We start from the raw sequence: 17,633 nt of genomic DNA on the forward strand, positions 1-17,633 counted from the left end.
GGGATCATGCAGCGGTCGCCACAAGAGGGGCGCCCCATGGACCTCGGAGGTTGGCTGCGGAGACTTGGCCTCGAACAATATGAGGCGGCATTCCGCGAGAATGCAATCAGCGAGAAGGTCCTGCCCAACCTGACGGCGGAGGACTTGAAGGACTTGGGCGTCGGCATGGTTGGGCACCGCCGCATGCTTCTCGACGCGATTGCGGCTCTGCGCGCGGAAACGAGCGCACCCACGCCGTTATGCGACGCTCCTCTGGCAATCGACAAAGCCGCCAAGGACACCGCCGAGCGCCGCCAAATCACGGTCATGTTCTCGGACCTTGTCGGTTCGACGGCGCTCTCCGCCCGTCTGGACCCGGAAGACCTGCGCGAGGTCATTTCGGCCTACCAGAGGTGCGTCGCCGAGACCGTGCGCCGCTGCGGCGGGTTCGTGGCGAAATACATGGGCGATGGTGTGCTGATTTACTTCGGCTATCCGGCAGCGCATGAGGATGACGCCGAGCGTGCCGTTCGGTCCGGCCTCGCGCTGATCGACGCGGTGGCCACGCTCCCGGCTCCTGAGCCCCTACAAGTGCGGATAGGGGTTGCCACCGGCCTGGTGGTGGTCGGAGATCTCGTCGGCTCCGGCGAAGCGCAGGAGCGCGGTATTGTCGGCGAGACGCCGAACCTCGCCGCACGCCTGCAAGGCATCGCCGAGCCGAACACGGTCGTCATTGCTGAGGCCACGCGCAGGCTGCTGGGCAATCTCTTCGAGCTGCAGGACCTCGGGCCAAAGGAGCTCAAGGGGATCACAGGTCCAGTGACAGCTTTCGCGGCGCTGCGGGCCAGTTCGGTCGAGAGCCGCTTCGAGGCGATGCACCCCGGCGGCCTGACTGCACTGGTCGGACGAGAAGAGGAGCTTGAGCTGCTGTTGCGGCGCTGGGCGAGAGCCAAAACCGGCGAAGGCCAGGTGGTGCTGCTATCTGGTGAAGCCGGGATCGGCAAATCCAGGCTCTCCGCCGCGCTCATGGAGGGGCTTGCGGCCGAACCACACACGCGGCTGCGCTGTTTCTGCTCGCCCCAGCACACGGACAGCGCGTTCTATCCGCTCATCGGGCAGTTCGAACGGGCCGCCGGATTTGCGCACGGCGACACACCGCAAGCCAAGCTCGACAAGCTCGATGCGCTCCTGGCGCAGACTTCGACGTCCCGACAGGACGCGGCGCTGCTGACCGAGATGTTGTCGCTTCCTAACGACGGACGCTATCCCGCTCTGGAGCCTGTTCCCGAACAGCGCCGGCAGAAAATGCTGGCGGCACTCGGCGTCCAATTGGAAGCCCTAGCGCGCTCCAGCCCCGTGCTCATGATCTTGGAGGATGCGCAGTGGGCCGATCCCACGAGCCTGGAAGCGTTCGGTCGCACGGTGGACCGGATCGCGAGCCTTTGCGTGCTCATAATCGTGACGTTTCGGCCGGAGTTCGAGGCCCCCTGGGTCGGACAACCGCACGTAACAGCGCTTGCCATCAATCGGCTGGGACATCGCGACGTCGGCACCATGATCGACCGCGTCGTCGGCAACAAGGCGCTGCCGGCGAACATCAGAAAGGACATTGTCGAGCGCACCGACGGCATCCCATTGTTCGTCGAAGAGATGACAAAGGCGGTGCTGGAGGCCGGGGGCGAGCTGGAAGCGATGCAGATCGCAGCCGCGGTTCCCACCCCAGCGCTGGCGGTGCCCGCGAGCTTGCATGCTTCTCTGATGGCTCGGCTCGACCGCCTCGGCCCGGCCAAGGAGGTGGCACAGATCGGGGCTGCGATAGGTCGTGAGTTTTCGCATGCGTTGGTGGCCGCGGTGGTGTGCAAGCCAGAGCCGGAACTCGGCGCCTCACTCGACCGTCTGATCCGGGCCGGATTGCTGTTCCGCAAGGGCATGCCGCCGCACGCGATCTATCTGTTCAAGCATGCCCTCGTGCAGGACGCGGCCTATGGCACGTTGCTGCGCAGCGGCCGCCAGCAGTTGCATGCTCGTATCGCCGCGACGCTTGAAGACCAATTCCCGGAGATCGTGTTGACCCAGCCCGCGCTGCTTGCCCGGCACTGCGCGGAGGCCGGGCTGTCAGAGAAGTCGGTCGCTTATTGGCTCAAAGCCGGCAGGCGGGCGATGGCGCGCTCTGCGATGGCGGAAGCGGTCGCCCAGTTGCGGAAGGGATTGGACGCGCTAACCGGTCTGCCAGACGGCCCTCGGCGCCGGCAACAAGAGCTGGACCTGCAACTCGCGCTCCGACAGGCTCTGGCGTTCACAAAAGGTCTTTCGTCGCCGGATGTAGGCGAGACCATCGCGCGGGCGCGCGCGTTGGCCGAGCAGCTGGATCGACCCGAATACCTCGTGCGGCTGAGCTTTGGCCAATGGGCGTTTCATTTGGGCCGATCCGAACACAAGCTGGCGCTGTCGCTTGCCGAGCAGATCGAAAAAATCGCCGAGGCGCGGAACGATGCTAGAGCGCAATTGCGGGCTCGCCGCGCAAATGGAATGACCCGCCTCCATATCGGGGAGTTCGTTGCCGCCCGCGCACTCCTGGATCAGTGTCATGGCCTTGCTGACGCGCATCGCGGCATCGGTGCAGGACTGGTTGAAGATCCCTACGCTACGATGCTCGCGTACCTCGCCGTGACGTTGGCCCACCTGGGCTACATCGATCAATCACGATTGCGGCTGGAGGAGGCATTGACAGAAACCCGCCGGCTCAGGCATGCCCAAACGCTAGCTGTCGTGCTCGTTTTTGCGAATTGGACCGGCTGGATCACTCGCTCGCCTGAGACGGGACGGTACACCGAGGAACTTCTGGCTGTATCGACCGAGCACCGTTTTCCTCTTCATTTCGGTTGGGCAACGGCATTCCACGGAGCGTCGTTGACCGCGCTCGGGCAAGCACACGAAGGCCTCACGCTGCTCACACAGGGTCTGGAAGCATTACGTGCTACCGGAACTGTTCTAAATACGTCGATTGTGCTTATGTGGCTCGCCGAGGCTTACGCTATGATCGCGCAGCCTTCCGATGGACTGAATTGCCTCGCCGAGGCTGCGCGGATGATTGAGACGACCGAAGAGCGGACCAGCGAGGCTGAGTTGCATCGGTTGCGCGGCGATTTGTTGAATGCCACAGGCGATCCAGCCGCGACCGAGCGGAACTATCATCAGGCGCTCGCAGTCGCGAGGTCGCAGAGCGCCAAGCTCTTCGAATTGCGCGCCTCCACCAGCCTCGCCCGCCTCTGGCGTGACCAGGGCAAGCAGGATGAGGCGCGTAAGCTTCTCGCGCCGGTCTACGGCTGGTTCACCGAGGGCTTCGACACGTTGGACTTGAAGCAGGCCAAGGCCTTACTCGACGAGCTAGCGTGATGAGGGTGCTTGTGGTCGCCAGCATGGAAGGTCAGCTTATGGCCCCATAGCTGCGTTTGTTCGCAGCCGATGCAACCCGGGCAGCGGCGTTTGGTGCTTGATAGATCAAACACTCGACTAATCCGTAAAAACGACCACGCATGTTCACCGCCGTTCCGCTTCCAGGTCACATCCACAGCGTCCCGAGGAGCGTTGCGCCAGGCAATTCTTGCTTGCGCGCCCCGACGAGATACATGCCCTTGGCTGCGGTACAGGGGACTGGATTGAGCCAACGCGGTTTTCTCGCCGGAGCGCGCACACAAGAGAGCTCCTGTGGTTTGCGATGTTACGAAAACTGAACCGTTCGGAAAGCCGGCAGTCCGGATGTACCAATTTGGCTAGTACTGGGCAGCTGTCAGCACCGATCCGGTTCAGGTTCGTCGCTAGCTAGGGAGCAATCCCGATCCCGATAATCGCCAGCGATATGACGATCACCAGCACGTCAATCGTCCGCCATGTGGATATGCGCTTTGTTGGGTCATAGCGTGTGCCCTCCGCAGCCACGTTATGTACCGGAAGAGCGCAAGTGGCTGTGAACAAGTTCACATGTTTGAACAACCGCGGCCAGCATCACCGCCCTGGCACTTACGGGACATCATGAGCCTAACCGGCGATGTCCGCCAATGGACCCTGAACGGACCTCGCGCTGCTTTGGCTAGGTGCAGAATCCAAGACATTTGGAGCTTGACTGTTAGAATTCCAGAAAAGCGCAACATGCGGTGTCGGTTCGGCGGGCTTTCAATCGTCTTTAAGCAGGGACTGTCGCCCTTTGCGCCACTCGCTGGAGATTGGCATCCCAACAGGTAAAGGAAAGAATGATGAGCAAGATGATTTTTGTGAGCCTGCCGGTCACCGACCTCAAGGCGTCCATGGCTTTCTACGAATCCATCGGTTTCAAGAACAATCCTCAGTTCACCGACGAGACGGCTGCGTGCATGGTGTGGAGTGAAGCAATCAACTTCATGCTGCTCACCCATGCCAAATGGCGCACCTTTACGAGCCGCCCCATCCCACCAAAAACGTCGAGCGAAGTGATGCTGGCTCTGTCGTGCGACAGCCGCGACGCTGTCGATGCGATGAACGGCGCAGCCGCCACAAATGGCGGTACCGCCGACATCAATCCAATAGAAGACCATGGCTTCATGTACACCCGCGACCTCGCTGATCCCGACGGCCATGCTTTGGGAGCGATGTGGGTGGACATGTCCGCGATTCCTTCGGGCGACAAGGCGGGCTGATCGAGGTCACCCGATCCGCCTCTCAAAAGACCTGCGGCCCGGTGTGCAGAAATCAACAATTCTGCACCGAAAATTCGATCCGTCAGTTCTAGCGGTTAGCCCGTGCAGAAATTAGGTGTAAGTCGCCGCCATGTCGCATGTTGGCACAAATGCGAAGTGCAGCGATGTCCGCTATTTGGTCGCTATCAGGGGAGAAACAGACGTCGCACCGACATCGCGTTTTTGTAGATGCAGAGGTCATACGAGGCAGGCCGCTGCAACAAGTGGTGGGGCACCGCAAAGAAGAAGCAGCACTTCGTCCTCGCACACAATCCGCGGGCGTTGATGTGTTACTGCGTCAGAAATCTATATGTGACAATCAGAGCCACCATGCTCGCGAAAATCAGCAGTGCCGCGAGGGATTTTCGGATCATTGGCCTCGTCGAATGGCGCGCAGCCGAGGAGGCGGGCTGAGCTTTAGGCCGTCTCTGGACCCGCACGACTTTGCCCTCTCCCATTGGTGTGCGAGCTTTCGGTTCCGGCGCAGCGCCCACGCCTCCCATTTCGCTGTAATAAGCGCCGTAGACCTCGCGAATGGCCAGCGCCGTGGACTCGGCTTCACTCATCATTTCGAGTCGGGTTCGATAGTTCGTCAGAAAGCTCTGTGCGTTTGACGGAAGGTCATCGAAACCACCGAGCTTGGCCATCATGAGCCAAGTGGCAAAATCCGCCTCGGCCTTCGTGCGAGCTTTCTTGGCGATACTGGTGTTGGAGCTGGAACCCATGGTGGTCCGGTTGTTCGCGCGCCCAAACTCGCCGGCGTTCATGGCGATCGTTGGACAGTTCGCTTGGGTATCTCGGTTGTGCCTGTCTGCTGCGCGGTACCGATTAGATCACGATTCTAGCCTGTACAACTGGCATCCTTCCCGACCAACAGATGTCCGCTGTTGGGGTGCCGGCTCAACCGGTCGACGCAACGCAGGCGTTAAATCTCTCTGCTGGTGTTTCAAATTGCAAGGTCTCACGTGGTCGTTCGTTTAGCTGACGAGCCACTTTGTTCAGATGGGCTTGCGAATGCACCGACAAGTCGGTGCCCTTAGGAAAGTACTGTCTCAGCAGGCCATTGGTATTCTCGTTCGACCGGAGATGATCAATCACGTCCGTAAGCGAGATTCCCGGTCGGCGACCCAGCCGGCCGGGGTGGCGATCAAAAAGGTAACATACCTGCTTCATCTGACCTCATCGCACTGACGGCTCGGACGCCATGAGACGGGATCGGCGATCCAGCGGTTGATGTCGGATTCATGCCACCCAGTCCCGTTGATGCTGATTTTGAGTTGGGCCGGGAACGTGCCCTCGGCAATCTTGCGGTAGATGGTGGATCGGGACAGCCCGGTCCGGGAAAGGACAGTTTTCAGACGGATGATACGGTCTGGTTCGCTCATGGCCGCGCGGCCTCCTGCTGGCTGTTTCTGACGACTGCTGAGACCAGACAGGGCAGGCATTCAAGGACACGCAAGAGGGTTTTGCCCGTCACCGTACAGTGGCGAAGAGTCGGCGGTAAATCGGATGGGTCAAATTCCGATGCCCCGGCCTCGGCCAAGGTCTATGCCGTGGCTGAAGGCGAGTTCGAGGCCGAGCCGGCGGCCTGATTCGAACGCGATACCGAGATCCCGCTTGCGGTTGGTGAGGATGGATTCCAGTTGCGGATCGCGTTCGAGGCTTTTCGCCATGTCGCCCATCGCCGATCGCGTCGCCTTGTAGCCGGCGATGTCGCCCGCCTGATACTGACGATGGCTGGTGTGGTCCAGTTTCTGCCAGCGTTCCACGAAACGGTCGGCGCGGCGGCTCGGATCGGTGCGCAGCTCGGTTTCGAGCTGGAGAGCGCGGATGGCGCGGTTGACCCGGTCGCCAGCCGCCTCGCGGACGAGTTCCGGATTCTTCTTGTAGGCGGCTTCGGCGTCGTGCGAGCCATAGGGCCGCACCTCCTCGAAGACCTTGCGGGCCTCCTGCAATTCCTTCACCTGCGCCGGGCTGGCCTTGCCGCCCCGCTCCTGCATATCGAAGATCGCATCCACGGCTCGGGCATGGCGGACCAGCGCCTTGGTGCGGGCCTTACGCAGCACCGCTTCCGGGTCTTCCACCGCCTTCCTTTCCGGCGCTTCCCGTTCCGGCCTCCGCGCGCCGTCCGGGCCAGGCACAGCGTCGGCAGCCGGTCGAAGGCCGTCGAACATGTTGCGCACCTTCTCCGGCACAACCTGGCGCATGATCTCGGCAACGCGCTCACTGAAGGTGATCCCACGCCGCTCGGCATAGCGCTGCGCCGGATCGACGCGTTCGTAATCCGAGGCCATGTCCTTGGCCCGGTCGCGCGATAGGGTACGGGTGAGCCGGTCCTGATTGGCAAAATCGTCGCGGCCATAATGCAGGTCCACGCTGTCGCGGTGCCGCGACAGGGCGACATAGCTGCCGTGGGCGTCTATGCCCGGTGTCGCCAGCACATGGGTCCTGTCCACCGTCATGCCCTGCGCCTTGTGGATGGTCGCGGCATAACCATGATCGATGCGATTATAGTCCTTCAGGTCGAAGTGAACGGATCGGCCATCGTCGGCGCGCACCGACATCGATTTTTCGCTGACCTGTTCGATGGTCCCGAGCGTGCCGTTCTTCACGCCAAGCCCGCGTTCGTTTTGCAGGAACATGACGCGATCTCCGTTGGCGAAACTGCGTTCGCCCCGCTCGATCGTGACGCGCACGTCGTCGCCCAAATCGCCCATGGTCCGCATCCGCTCGCGCGCGCCTTCGTTGAGGGCGCGCACCTCGTCATTGGTGTGGGTCAGGATGATGCGGCTCCTGTCGGGCGACGCTTGCCGGTCGCGGTCCCAGCGGTCGATCAGATCACAGCGCGCCCGCTCGCGTGTCGCCGCCGCATGCACCATGCCATGCGCGTCATAGGTGCGAAGCGCAGCACCGGTCCTGCCGGTCGCCAAATCGCGCGTGGCGTCGCGCTGCCAGTCCTTGCGCTGGCGGCGCACCTCGCCGATCTCGACGCCGCCGTGACGCTCATGGATCGAGCGGAAGGCCGCGCCTGCCTCGATGGCTTGCAGTTGTTGCGGATCGCCGACCAGCACGACTTTTGTACCGGCCTCTGCCGCATGGGATAGCACGCGCTCGAGCTGGCGCGTACCGACCATGCCCGCCTCGTCGATCACCAGGACATCGCGGGAGATGAGCCCGTCGCGGCCCTGTTGCCAGCCATGCTCCAGGCTAGCGATGGTGCGCGAGGCGATGCCCGATCCGCTTTCGAGATTTTCCGCGGCGATGCCGGACAGCGCCACGCCCCGGACCTTGTAGCCCGCCGCTTCCCAGGCCTCCCGCGCCACGCCCAGCATCGCGCTCTTTCCCGTCCCGGCGTAGCCAACCACGATACCGAGATCGCGGCCATCTGTGATATGCGCCAGTGCCTCGGCCTGTTCGTCCGAAAGGACAAGACCGCGCACTTCCACACGCTCCAACGCCGCTCGCCTCTCGGTGCCGTTCACTTCATGGTGCGCCCGTTCTGCCATGAGTTCCGCCGCGCGATGCAGGCGTTGTTCCGCCTCGATCATGGCGCTGGTCGTGAAGCGATCCTCGCCGCGAGCGTCCTTGCCGAGTTCGACCAGATCGGGCGCGTTGCGCATCGCGCCCATGACCTCGTTGAACTGCTCGATGCCATCGCTATGCCGATGCGCGAACTTCGCTGCGTCGCGCCGGGTGAAGGTCGATTGCTGCTGCGTGATCGCATCCAGCCCAAGGGAAGGATCGGCGATGATCCGCGCGCCATTGCCGCGTGCGATCTCACGGTGCATCTCGGCGCGGTCAGCCTCGGTCGCTTCGCCCTCGATGCCCCGGTCCTCGATACGTTTGGCGGGCGCGCCGATCTGGTTTTGCGGCTCCAGTGCGATGCCCTGCGCTTCCAGACTGCGATGGTCGATCCGCGCGTCGATGTCGAGTTCAGCCAGGCGCTCGTTGGTGAGCTCGGCCCAACGTTCGCGCCAGCGCTCGACCATCTCCGTGCGGTTCCAGTCCCGCACCTTCGGGCCGAAACCGTTCTCGTCCACCGCACGCATGGTGAGCATGACATGGGCATGGGGTTTGGGCATGCCGTCTTCGCCGATATCCCAATGCACGTTGAGATCGGCGATCATGCCCAAACCTACGAACTCCGCCCGTGCGAAGTCGCGGGCGAGTTCGATGCCTTGCGCCTGCGTCAGTTCGCGCGGGATGGCGAATTCGACCTCGCGGGCAAGCTGGGCGTCCTTGCGGACTTCGAACGCCTCGACATCGTTCCAGAGCCGTTCGCGGTCGCTCCATGTCTCCGCCGCATTTTCAGGCAGCATCACCCCGGAATGGACGATGCCGCGCTTGGCGGAGAAATCGTGGCTGCGATCAAGCCGTTCGTCACGCAGCCGCGAGCCCGAGCGGTAGGCGGCTGACGCCACCGCGCTGGCGCCAGACTTGCGGCCAATGACCTTGACGTGAAGATGATAGATCGCCATCGCGATCAGATCAGTGGCACGGCAGTGCGCCCGTCGGAACGACGTATAAGCGCGCCCTCCCTCGAAAAATTCTCGGCCGGGACTACGTCGTCTCAGGCCGTCCTGATGACCTTACAGCATCGTGCCGGGTGCTCGACTATGATTTCTCAATCGACACTCATGGAGACGAGGATGCGCAAACCACGGGACTTTGATGCCGAACTGAAGGCACTCGACGACAAGGCGCGCGGGCTGAAAACCCGCAAAGTGCAGCAGCTCGGCGAACTGGTCATCGCCACCGGGGCTGACACACTCACCACCGACGAATTGGCGGGTGCGTTGATCGTGCTGGCCGAGACAAAAGAGGCCGGAAAGAGGGAGGCATGGGCCAGGCGCGGGGCTTCGTTCTTTCAAAGACGGTCGCGGCAAAATGCGCCAGCAGCTGAGCGCAACACGGACGGCCCTCCTGCGCAACCGAGCGGCGCGCAAGCGGCATCAAGCCGCAAGGGCTCGGCATGACATGCGCACATGGCAGGTCGAGCGCCGCAAGCGCACGCGGCATCTCATCGAACTCGGCGGCCTCGTCGTCAAAGCCGGTATCGTGGACCTGACCGGCGATGACCGCACCACGATCCTCGGCGCGCTAATCTGGATCGCCGAGAAACTAAAGGGCGATCAGCGCGAACAGGCCCGCGCGTTCTGGGCCGCAAGGGGAAAGCAGGCGTTCGACATGGACTCGGCAACGCACGTACGTACAGATCGTTGATGCGCGACAATGGCACGTTAGCCTGCAGCGCGACGATGAAGGCATCGAGTGGAATTTGGAAGAAACCGGGAGCTCAGCCTGTAATGAAGCCCCAGAGAAGGTGTGCCTGCTCCCAGCAAATTGGGCCGGACGGCCGCCGCCCCGTCAAGGCGCGCGTTCCGAGGCCCCCGGTTCGCGGCTGGCGGCCTTGACAGGCCGTCGGCATCCCGGACGCCTGTCAATCGGCTTGCAAATTTTGCAGGCCGAATGCCACCGGAACCCGTCTTAAGAGTCGCCTCTGGGGATTGCGGCGACAACCCGACCGAAGGGTGAGGTCCAGGCGCATCCGCGAGCTCACGAAACTAGAATGCTCGCGTGATAATCGATTCGATCTTATCACACTGTGGCTACGGACGATTTCGCGCGTCGCTTCTCGCAGAGCGGCGGAAATCTCATGTGGCTGCTCGGAGCCGGCGCTTCGGCGGCCGCGAGCATTCCGACGGCGTGGGACATGATCTGGGAGTTCAAGCAACAACTCTACGTCAGGCAGCGCCGTGTCTCGCCGAAACAGGTCGCCGAGCTGTTCACCCCTGGCCGTTCCGGGCACGTGAGCACCGCCAGTGCGACGGCTGCGCTGATCGCTGCGGCGGTTGCTGGAGCTGCGCATGTCCAAAAACTTCTCGACTGCTGCTCTCAAATGGGCGCTTTCGCTCGACAGTGACTTCGCCGACTGCAGAACTTGGGTCGAGGCGGCGCCGGTCTGTACCGAGCCGTGACTGACGTCAGCGATATTGACGGCTACTTCCTTCCCGATGGCGGCCTGTCCAACATTGGCGGCGCGTTTGTTGCGCTCTTGTTTCTGAAATCGCGACAGGCTCCGTAGCTCCTCAGCTTGCTTGGCGAAAGAAGTAGCTCCCGCAGCCCTCAGTCTCCGCGAGATTTCACGGCACTGCGGAGCTTCCGGTCGAACGTCTCGCGATGGTGACCTCATCGGATTCGGCGATCTGTTTGACCATTTCATGATTCACACCGGGATCGGCGGCCGCCTCGGGGACCCTGTAGTTCGCGTTTACCTGATCGGAACCGAAACGGCGCCTGGAAACGAGAGTGACGGCTGCGGCGCGTCAGGATTTACCTGACCTCAGCGGGCGACACGGGGCTTGGCAGACTAATGTCAGGCTGGTCCGATCGCGGAATGCAATGTAAGGGACACCACGGCATTTGTTAGTCTTCGCCGGCAAAAAGATATGCGCGCAACCGTGATCGCAGAATTGGGGAGCAGGCTTTCCTCGGGTTCAGGCCGGCCAAAGGAAGGCGTCTGGCTTTTCACGGCGCTCGTTCTCACGGCCGCCATTCCGGTCCTGCTTCTCGGGGGCTGGATGGCCTATATCACCGCGGATCAGGAACGAAGCTACGCCCGCAAGGCCGCCACAGAAGCGCTGACCCAAGCGGCGCACCGGATCGAAGGTGAGATCTCCCGTGAACTGCAGGTGGCTGAGACGCTTGCAAGCTCTGCCGCGCTCGATCAGGGGAATCTGCGGGATTTCTACCTTGAGGCAACCCGTATCGTGGCCGCCCGCCCGTTGTGGGAAACCGCTGCACTGACGAAGCCGGATCAAGAGCAGGTGCTGAATGTGCTGCGGCCGCTCGGCGCCCCGCTCGGACCGGTAACCGACGCCGAGAGCTTTAACGCCGTGCTGCGCGCACGAAAGCCGGTGCTCGGCGGGCTCGGTCCCTATCAAGCCGCCATCGGCAAGCAGCTCGTGTCCCTGCGCGTCCCTGTTATCAGGGATGGTGAACTCCGCTACGTCCTGACGATCGGGCTGTTGCCCGACCAGATCGGAACGATTCTCGGCCAGGCGGGACTACCCGCCGGATGGGCTGGCACTGTCGTTGACGCCAAGGAGAAGATCGTTGCGCGCACGCCCGACACGAAAATTGCCAAGGCAGGCGCGACGACGCCTGCCGTACAGGAAGCCATGGCGCGCGGCGGCTCGAACTCGGCACGAACGCAGACGCGTGAGGGCATCGATGTTGAAACTGTCCACCGCGTGCTCGCCGGCACGGAAGGATGGTCGGTCCACGTTGGCGTGCCGGTGTCGGAATTGAATGCGCCCGTATCCCGCTCGTTGCGGCTGTTGTTCGGTGGTACGGCGGCGAGCGTTGGTCTTGCCATCGCCCTCGGGCTGGTGATCGCCCGGGAAATTGCGCAGCGCCGGCGTATGGAGGCGCTTCAGTCCGCGGCGGCGCTGATGGACAGCGAAAAGCGGGGGGCGCTCGCGATCGATGCGGCCGAACTCGGTACATGGCGCTGGGATCTATCCGCAAACGAATTCAGCGGCTGTGGCCGCTTCTGCGCGCTTCTGGGCCTGGCAGGCGCGCGATCGGGAGAAACCCGATGGTCGGCAGACCGGATTGTCGCGCTGGTCGAACCACCGCATCGCGCCGCGCTGGCTTCGTTCGCCACCGATTGCCTCGAGAGCGGCAGATCGAGCAGCGTCGAGTTTCCGCTTCAGTCGGACGATCGCGGAGAGTATTGGTTGCGCGCGGCGGGGAGGGCCGAGGGGCCACCCAACCGACGTCATGTGATTCACGGCGTGTTGGCCGACATCGATGTTCTCAAGCGCGCAGAGACCGAACGGTCTCACTTGCTTCGACGCCTGGCTTCGGCCCAGGAAGAGGAGCAGCGCCGGATTTCGCGGGAGCTGCACGACCAGATCGGGCAGACAGTGACGGGACTGTCTCTCGGCCTGAAAGCGTTGGAGCAGGGGTTAGCCAAAGGCGGCAACGGCGAAGCGGCGACCGAGCAGGTGCGATGGCTGGAACAGCTTGCCGCGCAGATCGGCCGCGACATTCATCGCACGGCGTCGGACCTGCGGCCGACGGCCATCGATGACCTCGGCATTTTCAAGGCGATTGAAGCCTATGTTGCGGAATGGCAGGAGCGCTACGGCATTCGTGTCGATATCCAGACCTTCGGGCGCGACGATTCGCTGGCTCCCGATGTGGCGGCAGTGCTGTACCGGTTGGTTCAGGAGGGATTGACCAACGTCCTGAAACACGCCAACGCGAGCAAGGTGAGCATTGTGCTTGAGAAGAAATCGGAAGGGCTGGCGCTGGTTCTCGAGGACGACGGGATAGGTTTCGATCCCGAGAAGGTCGGCCGGGTGGCGTCACGGGGCGGTCGGACATCGGGATTGGGTCTCTCCGGCATGAAGGAGCGGGTTGCCCTTCTCGGCGGTACGATCGCCGTCGAATCTGCGGCAGGAAAGGGAAGTACGATTTTTGTTCAGATTCCGATGGAAGCGTCGGAGGCCGTCAGATGACGCCCGTTCGCATCGCACTCGTTGACGACCATCCCGTCGTGCTCGCCGGCATCCGCGCGCTGCTGCAGGGCGTGCCCGAGGTCGAACTCGTTGGCGAAGCCAACACGGGAGCCACGGGCTTGAAGGCCATTTGCGATTCCTCGCCGGATATCGCGGTCATCGATCTTTCGCTGCCTGACATCAGCGGAATGGAGCTTGCCCGTCAGGTGAGCAGGCAATGCCCTGACGTGAAGATCATTGCGCTGACCGTTCATGAAGATCGGGCCTATGTGCATCCGGTGCTTGAAGCGGGCGCGAGGGGATATTTGTTGAAGCGATCGGCCGGGGACGAGCTGCTTCGTGCCATCCGGGCCGTAAACCAGGGCGACCTCTATCTCGATCCCGCGATAGCCGAGAAGGCGGCGATGAACGCGCGCGAACCAGCCTTGTCGGAAGAGAGCGATGGTGGCGAACTCAGCCGGCGGGAAGAGGACGTGCTTAAGCTCGTGGCTCAGGGCTTCAGCAACAAGCAGATCGCAGGACAGCTTGAGGTGAGCGTCAAAAGCGTGGAGACCTACAAGGCGCGAGCGTCGGAAAAGAAGGGGCTTCATAGCCGAGCGGATATTGTCCGCTATGGCATCAAGCAGGGCTGGCTCGCCGCGCCAAACTGACATGAGGCGGGGGCAGGCAACTACACCTTGCGCTAACGCGAGCGCAAGCTGTGTCGAGGGATGTGGGCTACTTGGCGGGGCCGGAGCGCGGAACGCCCTGCAGATCGCTCATAGGCACACAGCTCTTCTTGCGGCGCTGATTCCGAGGTGCGCCCTGCACCTTCAGAACCTTGCCTGCCGAACAGGAGCCATCGTTGACATAGATCGTGGAGTACGGATCCATCATCAGTGGCTCGTAAGCGTATAGTTTCTGGGCGAAAGATGGCTGTGCCATGAACAAGGCCATCAGAAGCACCGCGAGGCCGCCTGCCTCGCGCAGGACTACAGCGCCTGAGGTGCGTCCGCGGCCCGGGCCCGGCTTGCTTGCGTGCACTTCATCGATCCCTTCGAAGCCCGCGCGTCTCTGCCGTCGGGCGAGGGCCTCGCGATTTGCCGTGGATGACATCCGTCACCGGGATGAGATTGCGAGCGTATGCTTCCTTCAGCCTTCCAATCATTTCGACGTTTTCTTCCGATGCGTTCAAGCCAAAAACATCGTCCTTGCGGACCAGCAAGCCATTGGCACAAAGTCCCTCGAGCGCTTTTGCCGTTTCGGTTTCGCCGGCGTAGATGCGGGCCGCGACCTTCGACACGCTACAGCGCTTCTCCGGATTCGACCAGATCAGGAGCAGCGCTTCAATCTGGGCTACCGAAGCGATATGCTTCAATATGAAGTCCCTGATGTCGCCGGGGACGTACTGCGTTGCCATGCCGTCGGTTGATGTTGTGGGTTCTAGACTGATCGCGGAGTGAATTCGCTTGCTGCGGAAATTTCTCACCCGGTGCGACACTCCGGCGTGCCATGGGCGGCTGCGGTCTCTCGCGGCCCGGCGGGCTGTTTTATTTCCAGCTTTGCTCGCGCCGCCTCCTTTTCATACTCGTCCACCAAGGCCTGAAGCTTTGTCGCAAATTTCGGATCGGCTGCGCCGATCGCCAGGCGCTTGAAGAAAAACGCCCGTTCGTACAGTTGCTTGCTCCGGTACTGCTTGAACGATTTGTCGTCCTTTTGGTCCACCGCGCGCCCCCTCGGAAGTTGCATGCCGTCACTCGACCAATCCCCATCCTAGAGCCCATTCCCGTGCCGGCGCGTCAGGAAAAACCTGTCTACTATTCATGCCGAACATGGCGCACTGGACATTGCGCTGCACGAAGGCGCTCGAACCGTGCAGCTTATGAAGATGATCCGGTTGCCCTTTGGTGCGCTGTATCTCTGCGCGAGTCGTTGTTGCAGACCAGGCAGACGGCTCTCGATGTAAGCCGGCCATTGACGCCCAGCCGTTCGTAGCGGTGCGGCGTTCTTTCCGAACATGGAACGCAGTAAGCCAAAGGTCGATTATCGACTGTGTTGCCATTGAACATTTTCAAGCCCCCGATGTTGAACTTAAGTCTTCCGCTACCTTTCTCTCTCGTCAGCCCCACCAACAATCGCCACCACAAGCACGAACGAGAGGGCGACAGCGGAGATGAGAGCATTGAGCCTCAATACGGAGGCAGGGACTCCCAGCCCGTAGTCGATAAGCAGCACCGTTAACAACGCGGTCACGCCGGCAGTTCCGATGAAGATGATGAGCGCAACAGCCCGATCTACGATCCTCATAGTTGGGTCACTTGCTATCGCTCCTTGCTCGCGAGCATTTCGATCGTGAGAAGGCCCGCCATGAGGGCCGCGCAGATCAGCGCCTGCTCGCGGAGCGCGGATCGAGAAAAGCCGAGACTGTTGTGTGCAAAGTGCGCCGTCGCGTACGCCACGATCGCCGCACTGCCCAAGGCAAGAACAGATATGATTACGAGATGGAAGAACTGCTTCACCTATATTCACCTCGTGCTGTCGAGATGCCCGAAGATGGTCTTGATGACACGGATTGGTCTATGGCGGATTCGATCCACTGCTCGCGCAACGAAGGCATATTAAAACTGGCGCCTGGATCGAGAATGTCAGGAAAAGCCCGTCAGCCCGTAGCGGCAGACCTTCGTGGCGTTTGGGCGGCCAGCGGCCCTGGCCAGGTCGTTATCGAGGGGGAGCGGACGAGGGAGGGCGATATTCAGCTTGCGCTAATTACCCAAGGCAAACTGGATTTGCGGCTTATTCGTCGAAGCTTCTAAATGAGCTTCCATAGTAGTCATGCACAGCAACCCGGCGGCGTCCTGTAGCCGCCGTGTACGGCTTCAAAGTACCAGCGGCGCGCTGGTCGCTCTCGGGAATTTCATCGCAATCGAGGTCAAATGCAGTTCTGGCAACAAATTCAGTAGCAGGGTAAAGTTAGAGACGTCCTTGAGACGGTGCCGGCGAGATTGTTGCAGTGATTGCATTTTCTGGAGCCTCGTTCAATTCTCGCTCAGCCTGAAGGTAAAACTCTTCGTCTCTATCTTTCGGCTCGCCTGCGTGCTGCCACAGTTCGTAAGCGCGCCGTGTGATCTTCATCTTCTGGGAATCTGCCACTGTGACCTCCTTCGAACTGAGTTGGGGACGACCAAAAATATGGGTGTTTCCCAAGTAGGCGCTCAACCAGAGAGGAGCCGACGAAATTTGCGGCTTGCACTTGAAACCAAAGATATCCTCTTCGACAACTGCCAGAGTCGCTATCAGCGGCGGAAGTTCTCCGCACCGCACACTGAAACTTTGTCGTCATGCTTTATTCGATGACTGTCACACATCATAACCACAGCGGATTGCGCATGGTAGTTAACACGAACAAAGAAGAGCTTAGAATTCGCCACAAATGACCTTGCGGGACAAGGACACAGCGGGCGCGGGGGTGTCAGGAATTTCCTTACACGAAGAGCAGCCCGCCTCCCAACCGGGATTGTTTAAACGTCGAAAGAAGGATCTGATTGACGTATTGTTACGGCTCGCAGTTCAGCGTGGCCTACGGGAGAGACGCCAACGCACACTGGGATTGTGATGCTGGCGGTGGCGTTTCTCCTCATTTGGGTCGGACGTCCCAGCAAATCGGGCAATCCATCGCAAGTTCTGGAGGGCTTAATGCGACCCTCGTTCTATGTCCGCCACTAGTATTGTCGTGCTTCGCATTCGGTGCAGAGTATTACCTCAAGCCGGCCGGAAAACTAAGGCTGGAGCTATTGAGCTTTTCTGCGCCAACGAGGATGCGTCGTCCGTCATTGACGATGATGGAGAAGCTTTCGGCTTCTGAACGTGCAACCTTGTCGCAGGAGACAGCGCTATTGAGAATTTGTGAAACTGCAGCAAGAAGTTACGCCGGCGCGGACGGCTTAGCCAGCGGATGTTATCGGAACGTCACGCGAGACCCATTCGTTTGCGCTGGCGCCGGTCATGTAGACGATAGGGAAGGCCGGATCGATCTCTCTGGCGTGCTTGGCAACGAGCGTCGCTTCGGCCAGGAGCTGCTTCAGCTTGGCGTTCTCGTCCTCCAGTGCCTTCAGTCGCTTGGTATCGGACACTTCCAGCCCGCCGAACTTGGCCTTCCATTTGTGGAAGGTCGCGCTGCTGATTCCGTGCTTGCTGCACATGTCGGCCGCCTTCGCCCCCGGCTTCCTGCTCCCGCAAGATCGCGATGATCTGTTCTTCCGTGAACCGGCTCGGCTTCATGTCAATTCCCTCCGAGGTGATGGACTCTACCCATTTTTGGAGGAAATTCTGGGCTCAGGTCGCCGAGAGCTGCCCTCCACGTACTGATCAATAGCGACGATGATTGCCTGGACGCGCAGTAGCACCAGCCCTCTTGCGAAGCTAAGCGCCGAACCTC

The 17,633-nt window shown here is 61.4% G+C and carries 16 protein-coding genes and 2 pseudogenes; 7 read left to right on the forward strand and 11 right to left on the reverse strand.

Features of this window, described 5'->3' with window-relative positions:
- The first annotated feature begins 36 nt into the window (after positions 1-36).
- Together IVB22_RS09200 and IVB22_RS09205 are read left to right on the forward strand one after the other, a co-directional pair.
- Positions 37-3,375 (forward strand): adenylate/guanylate cyclase domain-containing protein, encoded by a 3,339-nt coding sequence (locus IVB22_RS09200; RefSeq protein ID WP_247517018.1) that lies wholly within the window; start codon positions 37-39, stop codon positions 3,373-3,375.
- Positions 3,376-4,232: 857 nt separating this feature from the next.
- Positions 4,233-4,652 (forward strand): VOC family protein, encoded by a 420-nt coding sequence (locus IVB22_RS09205; RefSeq protein WP_247517019.1) that lies wholly within the window; start codon positions 4,233-4,235, stop codon positions 4,650-4,652.
- Between the two features lie 329 nt (positions 4,653-4,981).
- Here the strand turns inward: IVB22_RS09205 and IVB22_RS09210 are convergent, their stop codons facing one another.
- The 4 genes and pseudogenes from IVB22_RS09210 to traA form a co-directional block, all read right to left on the reverse strand.
- Positions 4,982-5,416, reverse strand: a complete 435-nt coding sequence (locus IVB22_RS09210) for a hypothetical protein (RefSeq protein WP_247517839.1) — start codon at positions 5,414-5,416, stop codon at positions 4,982-4,984.
- Between the two features lie 175 nt (positions 5,417-5,591).
- A pseudogene (locus IVB22_RS09215) lies at positions 5,592-5,771 on the reverse strand (transposase); the annotation flags it as partial.
- 89 nt (positions 5,772-5,860) lie between these two features.
- Entirely contained in the window at positions 5,861-6,076 is a 216-nt protein-coding gene (locus tag IVB22_RS09220; RefSeq protein WP_247517020.1) for an AlpA family transcriptional regulator, read from the reverse strand.
- Positions 6,077-6,205: 129 nt separating this feature from the next.
- Complete coding sequence (traA, locus tag IVB22_RS09225) at positions 6,206-9,169, reverse strand: Ti-type conjugative transfer relaxase TraA (protein ID WP_247517021.1); 2,964 nt, start codon at positions 9,167-9,169, stop codon at positions 6,206-6,208.
- 171 nt (positions 9,170-9,340) lie between these two features.
- Here traA and IVB22_RS09230 point away from each other — a divergent pair, with 171 nt between their 5' ends.
- The 5 genes from IVB22_RS09230 (at position 9,341) to IVB22_RS09250 (ending at position 13,869) form a co-directional block, all read left to right on the forward strand.
- The gene (locus IVB22_RS09230; RefSeq protein WP_247517840.1) at positions 9,341-9,667 is read left to right on the forward strand and encodes a conjugal transfer protein TraD; all 327 of its coding nucleotides are present in this window, start codon (positions 9,341-9,343) and stop codon (positions 9,665-9,667) included.
- A 1-nt stretch (position 9,668) separates the two neighbouring features.
- Positions 9,669-9,914, forward strand: a complete 246-nt coding sequence (locus IVB22_RS09235; protein ID WP_247517022.1) for a conjugal transfer protein TraD — start codon at positions 9,669-9,671, stop codon at positions 9,912-9,914.
- Between the two features lie 433 nt (positions 9,915-10,347).
- Positions 10,348-10,614 (forward strand): hypothetical protein, encoded by a 267-nt coding sequence (locus IVB22_RS09240; RefSeq protein ID WP_247517023.1) that lies wholly within the window; start codon positions 10,348-10,350, stop codon positions 10,612-10,614.
- Positions 10,615-11,140: 526 nt separating this feature from the next.
- Entirely contained in the window at positions 11,141-13,219 is a 2,079-nt protein-coding gene (locus IVB22_RS09245; RefSeq protein WP_247517024.1) for an ATP-binding protein, read from the forward strand.
- Positions 13,216-13,869 (forward strand): response regulator transcription factor, encoded by a 654-nt coding sequence (locus IVB22_RS09250; RefSeq protein ID WP_247517025.1) that lies wholly within the window; start codon positions 13,216-13,218, stop codon positions 13,867-13,869. Before IVB22_RS09245 ends, IVB22_RS09250 begins: the two co-directional genes overlap by 4 nt.
- 67 nt (positions 13,870-13,936) lie before the next feature.
- Here IVB22_RS09250 and IVB22_RS09255 read toward each other — a convergent pair whose 3' ends face one another.
- The 7 genes and pseudogenes from IVB22_RS09255 to IVB22_RS09285 form a co-directional block, all read right to left on the reverse strand.
- On the reverse strand, positions 13,937-14,242 hold the full coding sequence (locus tag IVB22_RS09255; protein WP_247517026.1) for a DUF6719 family protein: 306 nt from the start codon (positions 14,240-14,242) through the stop codon (positions 13,937-13,939).
- Position 14,243: 1 nt separating this feature from the next.
- Complete coding sequence (locus IVB22_RS09260; RefSeq protein WP_247517027.1) at positions 14,244-14,618, reverse strand: hypothetical protein; 375 nt, start codon at positions 14,616-14,618, stop codon at positions 14,244-14,246.
- Positions 14,619-14,683: 65 nt separating this feature from the next.
- Complete coding sequence (locus IVB22_RS09265; RefSeq protein ID WP_247517028.1) at positions 14,684-14,947, reverse strand: hypothetical protein; 264 nt, start codon at positions 14,945-14,947, stop codon at positions 14,684-14,686.
- A gap of 354 nt (positions 14,948-15,301) precedes the next feature.
- The gene (locus IVB22_RS09270) at positions 15,302-15,505 is read right to left on the reverse strand and encodes a hypothetical protein (RefSeq protein WP_247517029.1); all 204 of its coding nucleotides are present in this window, start codon (positions 15,503-15,505) and stop codon (positions 15,302-15,304) included.
- Positions 15,506-15,519: 14 nt separating this feature from the next.
- Positions 15,520-15,717, reverse strand: a complete 198-nt coding sequence (locus IVB22_RS09275) for a hypothetical protein (protein ID WP_247517030.1) — start codon at positions 15,715-15,717, stop codon at positions 15,520-15,522.
- 451 nt (positions 15,718-16,168) lie between these two features.
- Complete coding sequence (locus IVB22_RS09280) at positions 16,169-16,330, reverse strand: DUF2934 domain-containing protein (RefSeq protein ID WP_247517841.1); 162 nt, start codon at positions 16,328-16,330, stop codon at positions 16,169-16,171.
- Positions 16,331-17,250: 920 nt separating this feature from the next.
- A pseudogene (locus IVB22_RS09285) lies at positions 17,251-17,476 on the reverse strand (transposase); the annotation flags it as partial.
- Positions 17,477-17,633 lie beyond the last annotated feature (157 nt).

This window comes from Bradyrhizobium sp. 190, assembly GCF_023073415.1.
Classification (GTDB): domain Bacteria; phylum Pseudomonadota; class Alphaproteobacteria; order Rhizobiales; family Xanthobacteraceae; genus Bradyrhizobium.